The following is a 9311-nucleotide window of genomic DNA, read 5'->3' as shown; positions in this document are numbered from 1 at the left end:
TTGCTGTCTGTCTTGACCTGTGATGTATCTGGACATATTGAATCCCCACTCAACATGCCTAGAACTCTACCTCGAACTGATCGCACAGAAAATGGGGGTTTTCACACAGCCTCGATCGTTTTCTGTCTTTCGGAACTGACAACGTCTGCCAGGATAAATCTGACTTAGTACATTTGATCCATGTGTGGTCTGACAAGGCCTATTACTATCTAGTTGCCTGAATGAGCCCAGGGGATAGGCAAACCTTTTCAGCAGATACAACGCCCTACTGCTTGTCTTCGTCGCGGCTTCCGAAGCACATGGCAGAAGCGGCCAGTCCAGCCGCAGCGAACACGAGCAACTAGCAGGTCAAGGCCCAAACCCATAACCAAGTTTATGGGCGGACAGTCGTAGTAATACGGCACATTGTTTTCGAACATGTCTTTGTAGACCAACCCATCACTGCGCCCGGACTGCATCCGGTTTGTCGCAATAGCGAATTTAAACTGACTTTAAACCATCGATGCTCAGGCGTGTAGATTCAATGACTACTTGCAAGCGACTTTAAAACGCTTCACATGCTTACAACCGAGCGTTATCGAGACCGGTATATTAAAGGTGATTCAATAGCTGTGCCCAACGCATACCCGACATTCCGGCCAGAATGTCGGGCATTCGAAGATATAGTGATCTGGCCCTTCGCAATGCCTAAAAGGATGGATTTTTCGTTTTAAAAACACTAAAAACGGAGTACGAAATGAAAACACGTCGAGTATGGCTTCCGGTTTCACTATGTATTCTCAGTGGGTTATTCCTCGGGGGGTGCGGCTCCCGAGCGACGCCCGTCACCAGTCCACCAATGACGCAGGGTACAGCCCCAGCAGAGCCCGTCACGACGCAATCAAGCGAAGCTCAGGGTCTAGGCACACCGACGCTTTTCACGGGTCCAATCGCGCTTCAAGGTACTGACCCTATCGAACCCTCATCAAAACCCCCCAGCATTTTTCAGCTTAGCGTTGGCGAACGTGATATTGGGACAACGCAACTTTTCCAGCCGCGCCAATACTGTGGCGCTGATCCGGTAGCTTATGCAAAAAGCGTCTGCGGAAATAGAAACGGCTATCTGCACCATATTGGAACGCAATCGGGCCATAAATGTGGCTACAACTACTACGTGGGTGTCTGCATGAATCCTTAGTCCACGTCCAGAATTGATTGACGGAGACGGTTAGCGATTTTGTCGCTACCAAAAATTGGCATAGAACCCAACTATCCTGAAACTCCGGATAGTTCGAGATCTATGCCAACAACGTGAACAGTTCGCAGATTGGGTGCAAAACCAAAGCGCCCCACAATCACCGCATTGGCCTGGCTCAGAACTCCAGCAAAGATGGCGAATGGTAGGCCGGACATAAGTACGCGTGATGTCGATGAAAAAGACGCACTAAAGGCAGCGCTTAAACGCTCGCGTTCAGGCGCTGCCTGCGCGGGTCTTCTGACGCAACTCAAGCACCGAATCGCGCTTGCGGATTAAATGCGTCGAAAGCAAATGACGCGCCATCTCACTGTCGTGATTTTGCATGGCGACCAGTATTTGCGCGTGCTCTTCCAGCGCGCGTGCCCACTTTGCCTCGTCTTGATTAGACCGAAATCGCAAAGCCTGCATACGGCTGTTGACCTGGCTCCAGGTCTCGCGAAGTACGGGATTGCCCGCTGCCTGGCTGATCAAGTCATGGATGCGGATATTGAAGCGATAGTAAGCGGGCAGGTCCCGGCGTTCGAATGCCGCGCTCATTTCAAGCTGCAGCGCACGCAGTTCCGTGAGCTCACTGTCGGAGATGCGCCGTGCTGCAAGCTCGCCAGCCAGGCCTTCTAGAGCAGATAGCAAGTCGAAAGTGTGTGCGATATCTTCATCGGACAACACCGGCACAAAAGCCCCGCGCCCGGGTTCCAGAGTGACGAGACCTTCTGCCGCCAGCAGGCGGATGGCCTCACGAAGGGGGGTGCGCGATACCCCTAGCGACTCGCACAGTTCGCGCTCGTTGAGCTTGGCGCCGGCCCCGAGAACTTCGTGTGTTAGTAATTCGCGCAAGCGCGCCGCGACACGCTGGTGGAGTGTGTCGCGAGCCAATGCTATATCTGTGGTGACTGCCGTATCGTTTGACTTCATATTTGTATTATATATTCAAAACGTAAACGCGTTGTTATGCCGCTAAGGCGAAATACTTCTAAATACTGGCTAAAGCGTCCCTCGATTTATCCATATTTCTCTATGTGGATGTGGGCGTGTCGGTAAAACTCCCTAGTAACTGTAGCGCGCCCTTTCTGATATTGTATTTTGTATAACGTATAACAACGCCAAGAAACGGAGACACTTGCAATGCCAAACCTCAATTTCCATCCAGCCGGTCGGCACTACCTTCAAATTCCTGGCCCAAGCCCTGTGCCCGATCGTATTCTCAGGGCTATCAGCTACCCCACCATTGATCATCGGGGCCCGGAATTCGGCGTGCTGGGCCGCAAAATACTTAAAGATATTGGCAAAATCTTTAAGACACAACACCCTGTCGTAATTTTTCCGGCCTCGGGCACGGGGGCATGGGAAGCGGCACTCACCAATACCATGAGCCGAGGCGATACCGTTCTTATGTACGAAACGGGGCATTTCGCCACCCTCTGGAAGAAAATGGCCGAGCGTCTGGGTTTGCTACCGGAGTTCCTGGGGTTACACGGCCTTGAAGGTTGGCGACGCGGCGCCCAGGCCGACATGATCGAGGCTCGCCTGAAGAGCGATCCACAGCACAAGATCAAGGCGGTCTGTGTCGTGCACAACGAAACCTCGACTGGCGTCACCTCCGATATCGCAGCGGTGCGCAAGGCTATCGATTCCGCCCAGCACCCCGCTCTTCTCATGGTGGACACGATATCGGGCCTTGCTTCGGCAGACTACCGCCATGACGAATGGGGAGTCGACGTGACGGTAAGCGGATCCCAGAAGGGCTTGATGCTGCCACCCGGCATCAGCTTCAACGCTGTGTCTCCAAAGGCGCTCGAGGCCAGCAAGCAAGCAACAATAGGCAGATCATTTTGGGCGTGGGACGAGATCATTGAAATGAACAAGACGGGGTATTGGCCCTACACCCCCAACACGAATCTCTTGTACGGTTTGTCCGAAGCGCTCGACATGATTCTTGAAGAAGGACTCGAACAAGTCTTTGATCGCCATAGGCGCCTTAGCATCGCCTGTCGCACCGCCGTCGAGGCCTGGGGGCTGGAAATCCAATGTGTCGACGCCGCCTGCCATTCGCCTGTGCTCACCGGCGTAATGATGCCCAAGGGCGTCGATGCCGACCACGTACGCAAGTTGATCTATGAGCATTTCAATATGTCGCTGGGAGCAGGACTTGGCAAACTCAAAGGCATGATGTTTCGCATCGGTCACTTGGGCGATGCCAACGAACTGACTTTATTGGCTACGCTGTGCGGCTGCCAAATGGGGCTACAAATGGCGGGCGTCCAGCTGAAAGGCGACGGCGTCGCCGCCGCGATGAAGCACCTGCAAGCGACGGCTACCGCACAGGCCCGTCATCCACAAGAAACCATCGACATTCCGCATACCGAGGCGAAAGTACTCAACTCGCAGTCCGAAGCCATGGTTGGAACGGCATAATCAGCGATCTTCACAAATCGACACTAATACGCTGCACTACCTATAACCCAGGAGACATCGATGTCGAAGAAATATTCCAAAATCATGGCGGCAGCCGCCCTCGTCGCAGGACTTTGCACCACCGCATCGGCAGCAGAGAATCTGAAAATGCGCGTCATCGGCCAGCCGCTTGCCACCGGCCTGATCCAAAGCAATAAAGAACAGCCATTCTTTGAAAAATTCCTGACTGCCACCGGCCTGCCTATTGAAATGGAATACAAGCCCATTGATACCCTGGGCATCAAAGACACTGAACAGCTTCGCATCCTGAAGTCCGGCCTTTTTGAAATGGCGTCGCTACGCTTCCCCCAGAACGCGCGCGACGAACCCACCCTATTGGGATTTGATCTGGTCGGGCTGAATCCCGATTACGCCGGCGCCCGCAGAACCACGCAAGCCTATTACAAGCTGGCCGATGAACGGCTGCAAAAGCAGTTCGGCGTCAAGCTGCTTGGCGTATTTGCCTTCGGTCCGCAAGTGCTGTTCTGCAAGAAGCCGATTAGCCAGCTCGCGGACGTCAAAGGGCTTAAAGTTCGGGTATACGATCAAAACCTTGCCAAGTTCATTCAAAGCATCGGCGGTACGCCTGTGCCTATTTCATTCGCTGACACTCACCAATCGCTTTCGCTAGGCGTCGTCGACTGCGCCATCACCGGGCCCAGCTCCGCTAACTCTTCAGGCTGGCCGGAAGTCACCACCCACCAACTGCCGATTGGTTTTCAGATGGCCATCAACGGTTATGCGATCGGTCTCAAGGCATGGGATAAGCTCTCGCCTGATCAACAAAGCAAGCTTCAGGATGCGATCACGAACTTGACCGACGACATATGGGTTTATTCCGAAAAGCTCTTCAAAGATGCAGTCAATTGCAACACTGGCAAGGATCCTTGCGAAACGGGCAAAAAGTTCAATCTGGTGAACGTACCCATTTCCGACGCTGACCGTGCCCTGCTTAAATCGGCAGTGACACAAGTTTCGTTGCCGGCTTGGGCAGACGTCTGCGACAAGACTAATCCGGGCTGCGTCCAGCGCTGGAGGGAAACCGTAGGTAAAGTGGTGGGGCTGCAATGACCAGCGCCGCTCCTCTCAACAAACAGTCCCCACTGGCATCAGCAAGCCAGCATGTGGACACGGTCGCGCATGCTTCCGACGTGGCCGCCAGCCAGCGACGCGTGCGCCACAGACAGCGTCTTGAAACGTTGCTGGCTGGGGCCTTCGGGTTTATCTTTCTAAGCTTCGCCGTGGTGGTCTCGGTCGAGACCGTGTCGCGCAAGTTATTCAACTTTTCGCTACAGGGTGCCGACGAACTGGGCGGTTATGCGCTTGCTGTAGGCTCGACGCTGGCGTTCACCCTCGCCCTCATGGGGCGAGCCCACATCCGCGTCGACGTGTTCCACGATCGTTTCCCGAAACGGCTGCAGGCCTGGCTCAATGCCGTGTCGATCATCAGCTTGGCCGCGTTTGGTCTGCTAATTACCTATGCAGCCATCAAAGTGCTGACCGACACGTTGTCCTATGGAAGCACGGCGCCCACCCCCTGGGCAACGCCGCTGATTTATCCGCAGGCAGTCTGGTTCGGTGGCCTCGTCATCTTTGCCGTCGTCGCGACCCTCTACGCGCTTCGAGCACTGGGCCTGTTGCTGAAAGGCAATGAGCGCGCGCTTCTTTCCGAGTTCTCGCCCAAAAGCGCGAAAGAGGAAGTCAAGGAAGAGCTGGATGACTTGGCTAAGCGCCAACAAGGAGCGCAATAATGAGCATACTATTCATCGCGGCTGGCTTCTTTACCATGCTTGTCATGATGCTGTTCGGACTGCCTATTGCAGTATCCATGGCCGTCGTGGGCATTGTCGGGGGCATAGCCGCCTATGGCATCCCTTTTTTCGATTCTATCGTGCCCGTGGTCTGGGGCACGCAGAATGATAACCTCTTGACGTGCATACCGCTGTTCGTGTTGTTGGGCGAATTGCTGTTGCGATCCGGCATCGCCGATCGCATGTACAGCACCCTGTCGGCCTGGCTAGGCCGCCTTCCCGGTGGTTTGTTGCACACCAATATCGGCAGCTGTGCGCTTTTTGCAGCCACCTCGGGCTCATCGGTCGCGACCGCTGCAACGGTGGGAACTGTCGCCTTGCCGTCTCTGCAAGCTCGTGGCTATTCCATGCGCTCGTCGCTTGGTTCCCTAGCCGCCGGCGGTACCCTGGGCATCTTGATTCCTCCCAGCTTAAACATGATCGTGTATGGTTCGCTGACCAACAATTCAATTGGAAAATTATTCATCGCGGGCATCATCCCCGGGTTGCTGTTGACTGCGCTGTTTATGGTCTTTATCGCAGCCTCGGCACTTTGGCGCGGTGAAACGATGCGCGAAGCTTCCGTGCCGCTGAACGAACGTATTCGCCTCCTGCGGCATTTCATTCCCCCGGCTGTCGTATTCGGCGTGGTCATGGGAAGCCTATATTTCGGGATTGCAACCACGACCGAGAGCGCAGCCCTGGGCGTCGTGGCAGCCATGTATTTCGTCTGGCGCTCGGGTCGGCTGAACTGGGAACTGCTCCGTAATTGCTTCATATCCAGCGCCCGCCTCAGCGGCATGATTCTGCTGATCATGGTCGCCGCATTTATCCTGAATCTCACCATCAGCCTTACCGGGGTAGCTGAATCCATGACGCGCTGGGTGGTGGGCCTGGGCTTGTCAGCCACGAGCCTGATTCTGGTGCTGATGCTTTTCTACCTGATTCTGGGCATGTTCATGGACGTGCTGTCCATGCAGGTGGCGACTATTCCGATCACCTACCCGATCGCCATGGCGTTGGGCATTGATCCAATCTGGTACGGCATCTTTATCGTGTTGATGTGCGAGTTGGGCATGATCACGCCCCCCGTGGGCATGAATCTGTTCGTCGTGCATGGCATCCGGCCGGACAACGGCGGAATCGAGGACGCAATCTGGGGCGCCTTGCCTTATGCGGTGATCATGCTGCTTTTCACCTTGCTGCTGCTTGTCGCACCTTGGTTGGTGACATGGCTGCCGGCGCACATGTAGGTCTAACCATGAAACGCGTGACTTATCATCTTGAAGAACCCGCCACAGGCCAGGCTGACGTCTGGCGATTATCCGCAGCCCAGTTGCATCGACAATACCTCGAGGGCATGCTTACGCCGCGGGCCGTGGCGGATGCATGCCTGGCACGGCTCGATGCCGTGAATCCCCAGCTGAATGCAGTGATCGCACGACGCGACGAGGCCTTTTTACGTGATGCGGATGCATCCGCTGAACGCTATGCACGAGGTCAACCATTATCCCCGCTGGATGGCGTGCCGGTCAGCATCAAAGACAATCTCCAAACCGGCGACCTGCCAACCACTTGGGGTTCGCCCGCCCTTCGGCAGCATGTGGCCGATAATGATGAATTGCCTGTAGCGCGATTGCGGGCTGCCGGCGCCCTCATCATTGGCAAGACCAACCTGCCTGAGTTCGCGCTTGAAGGATACACCGACAATAGCCTTTTCGGGGCTACCGTCAATCCGTGGGATCTTGCCCTCACCCCCGGCGGATCCAGCGGCGGCGCCGTCGCCAGTGTCGCTGCCGGCGTCACCCCGATAGCGCTGGGAACAGACGGCGGGGGGTCTATCCGACGGCCCGCCTCACACTGTGGGCTGGTTGGGTTCAAGCCATCAATTGGCTCCATTGCACGCGATGGCGGCCTACCATCATTGCTGTTGGATTTCGAAGTGGCAGGCCCCCTGGCCCGAAGCGTGATCGACGCCAGGACTCTATTCAACGTGCTTCGGGGACCCCATCCCAACGATCGCCGATCTTACGCAGCTGAGTCAGCAAAGACACCTGTGCCAGAGGCCTGTGAATCTCGCGCAACGTCATTACGGATACTGTATGTGCCGACGTTGGACAACGCCCCGGTCGACTTTCGCATCGCTACGCGGTGCCACGACGCAATGGCGACCTTGCGCGAATTGGGCCACGACGTTCAACAGGGCGAATTGCCGTTGGATCTGTCTTTCATGACACAGGCATGGCCGGTCATCGGCCAGGTAGGTCTGGCCCGCCTGTTCCAGCGCCATCCGCAATGGCGTGAGGCGTGTTCAACCAAATATCTCGACATGGCTGAACAGGGTTCGCGTCACGAAGCCTCGCTACTTTGGCAAATCATCGAAGATGTGGAAGCCTTACGGCGCGACTGCGTCGACCTGTTCAGCGAATACGATATCTTGATTACGCCCGCGACGGCAGCATTGCCGTGGCCGGCGGGCGAAGCATTCCCGCCAATTATCGCGGGGCAACCTGTCGGGCCACGTGGCCATGCCGTGTTCACGGCATGGGTTAACGCAGCCGGCCTGCCCGCGCTTGCCGTTCCCGTCGCGCCGAGCCCAGAAGGTTTGCCCATGGGCATTCAGATGATTTCGCGCTATGGCGCCGACGACCTGTTGCTTGACCTTGGCGAAGCCTACGAAGCGGCTTCGCCGTGGGCACACCGCTGGCCTTCGATCGGTACAACTTCCGCTCAGTAAATTATCGCAGTTCCGCGATTCAATCGCGGTGCTTAAACATAAACAGCCCTCAGGAATTTTTCAATGACGCAATGCTCGCCTCAACATGTCGCCGATGCACTATTGGCTGCCCGCCAACAGCACCGTACACTGCAATCAGCCGACCATTCCCATATGTTGAACAGCGCCGACGACGCATACGATGCACAGGCTGCCGTGGCGCGGCAACTTGGCTGGTTCGACATAAATTTCCCCCGCTACTGGAAGTCTGGCGGTGCCTCTCGTGAATCAATGCTAACGCACGCGCCCTTACCGCCGAAGGGAGTGTGGCGCAGCCCTGCTTCAGCGGGTGATTTCCCTTTCCATAACCGCTATATCGAAGCCGAGATCGCTTTGCGCCTGGGCCAGGACGTTAATGCGCAAGACGCTGCGATATTGGACGAAGCCAGTACCATCAGCCGGATCGATGCTATGGCTGTTTCCATCGAGATCGTCGATTCGCGCTGGATTGAGGGCATTTCCGCTCCACCGCTACTTCGCCTTGCGGACCTGCAGAGCCACGGCGCTCTCGTGTTGGGCGATTGGCAGCCCTGGTCGGCGCAAGACTGGTCACAACAAACTTGCCGGGTGAAGATCGGTCAACAGCCTGTCGTCGAGCAGAGTGGCTCGCATCCCTTGGGTCGACCGACTTGGGGGCTCCCCGCCTGGCTGCGCCACGCAACGCGCGACGGAGCAACCGTTCCCGCCGGAACGGTTGTAACGACAGGGACCTGGGTCGGCATCCTCGAAGCCCACCAAGGCGACCATGTCATAGTCAGTTTCGATGGTATCGGGCTAGCCGAAGTGCAGCTGTAGGGTCAAATCGCTACCGAACCTTTAGCGGCCTCTACACGGTTGGGCGCGCGAGCCGCCTGCGGCGACCAGCATTTCCTCAATCTCACGATAGCCATGTGACCTTGCATGGCGCAGCGGCGTGATGCCTTCCCGGTCGGCCAGAGTCGGATTCGCACCGGCCTTCAGCAAAAGAGCGACGATTTGCTGGTGTTGCGCGCCGCCGTTACCCAAGATAATGGCCTCGAGCAAGGCCGTCCATCCCAGGTTGTTGACGTGATCGACG

At 56.3% G+C, this 9311-nt stretch carries 8 protein-coding genes; 6 read left to right on the top strand and 2 right to left on the bottom strand.

Translation table 11 applies throughout. The annotated features are described in order from the left end of the window. Positions 1-1450 precede the first annotated feature (1450 nt). On the bottom strand, positions 1451-2149 hold the full coding sequence (locus EKL30_RS18665; RefSeq protein ID WP_126708759.1) for a GntR family transcriptional regulator: 699 nt from the start codon (positions 2147-2149) through the stop codon (positions 1451-1453). A 210-nt stretch (positions 2150-2359) separates the two neighbouring features. Here EKL30_RS18665 and EKL30_RS18660 point away from each other — a divergent pair, with 210 nt between their 5' ends. From EKL30_RS18660 to EKL30_RS18635, 6 genes are all read left to right on the top strand, one after another. After that, the gene (locus EKL30_RS18660) at positions 2360-3649 is read left to right on the top strand and encodes an alanine--glyoxylate aminotransferase family protein (RefSeq protein WP_126708758.1); all 1290 of its coding nucleotides are present in this window, start codon (positions 2360-2362) and stop codon (positions 3647-3649) included. A 60-nt stretch (positions 3650-3709) separates the two neighbouring features. Next, on the top strand, positions 3710-4759 hold the full coding sequence (locus EKL30_RS18655; RefSeq protein ID WP_126708757.1) for a TRAP transporter substrate-binding protein: 1050 nt from the start codon (positions 3710-3712) through the stop codon (positions 4757-4759). Beyond that, complete coding sequence (locus tag EKL30_RS18650) at positions 4756-5439, top strand: TRAP transporter small permease subunit (protein WP_126708756.1); 684 nt, start codon at positions 4756-4758, stop codon at positions 5437-5439. Before EKL30_RS18655 ends, EKL30_RS18650 begins: the two co-directional genes overlap by 4 nt. Next, on the top strand, positions 5439-6731 hold the full coding sequence (locus EKL30_RS18645; protein ID WP_126708755.1) for a TRAP transporter large permease: 1293 nt from the start codon (positions 5439-5441) through the stop codon (positions 6729-6731). The genes EKL30_RS18650 and EKL30_RS18645 overlap by 1 nt, the downstream gene beginning before the upstream one ends. Before the next feature lie 8 nt (positions 6732-6739). Further along, on the top strand, positions 6740-8215 hold the full coding sequence (locus EKL30_RS18640; protein ID WP_126708754.1) for an amidase: 1476 nt from the start codon (positions 6740-6742) through the stop codon (positions 8213-8215). Between the two features lie 63 nt (positions 8216-8278). Further along, the gene (locus tag EKL30_RS18635) at positions 8279-9049 is read left to right on the top strand and encodes a fumarylacetoacetate hydrolase family protein (RefSeq protein ID WP_126708753.1); all 771 of its coding nucleotides are present in this window, start codon (positions 8279-8281) and stop codon (positions 9047-9049) included. Between the two features lie 21 nt (positions 9050-9070). Here EKL30_RS18635 and EKL30_RS18630 read toward each other — a convergent pair. Continuing rightward, on the bottom strand, positions 9071-9311 hold a 241-nt coding region (locus tag EKL30_RS18630), incomplete at its 5' end, for an ankyrin repeat domain-containing protein (RefSeq protein ID WP_199748610.1).

The organism is Candidimonas sp. SYP-B2681 (assembly GCF_003971065.1).
GTDB lineage: Bacteria > Pseudomonadota > Gammaproteobacteria > Burkholderiales > Burkholderiaceae_B > Pollutimonas.
This window is presented reverse-complemented; position numbering and strand designations above follow the sequence as displayed.

Coding starts and splice junctions, on each gene's coding strand:
- EKL30_RS18640 (WP_126708754.1), top strand. CDS start 6,740: ATGAAACGCGTGACTTATCATCTTGAAGAACCCGCCACAGGCCAGGCT.
- EKL30_RS18660 (WP_126708758.1), top strand. CDS start 2,360: ATGCCAAACCTCAATTTCCATCCAGCCGGTCGGCACTACCTTCAAATT.
- EKL30_RS18665 (WP_126708759.1), bottom strand. CDS start 2,149: ATGAAGTCAAACGATACGGCAGTCACCACAGATATAGCATTGGCTCGC.
- EKL30_RS18650 (WP_126708756.1), top strand. CDS start 4,756: ATGACCAGCGCCGCTCCTCTCAACAAACAGTCCCCACTGGCATCAGCA.
- EKL30_RS18645 (WP_126708755.1), top strand. CDS start 5,439: ATGAGCATACTATTCATCGCGGCTGGCTTCTTTACCATGCTTGTCATG.
- EKL30_RS18635 (WP_126708753.1), top strand. CDS start 8,279: ATGACGCAATGCTCGCCTCAACATGTCGCCGATGCACTATTGGCTGCC.
- EKL30_RS18655 (WP_126708757.1), top strand. CDS start 3,710: ATGTCGAAGAAATATTCCAAAATCATGGCGGCAGCCGCCCTCGTCGCA.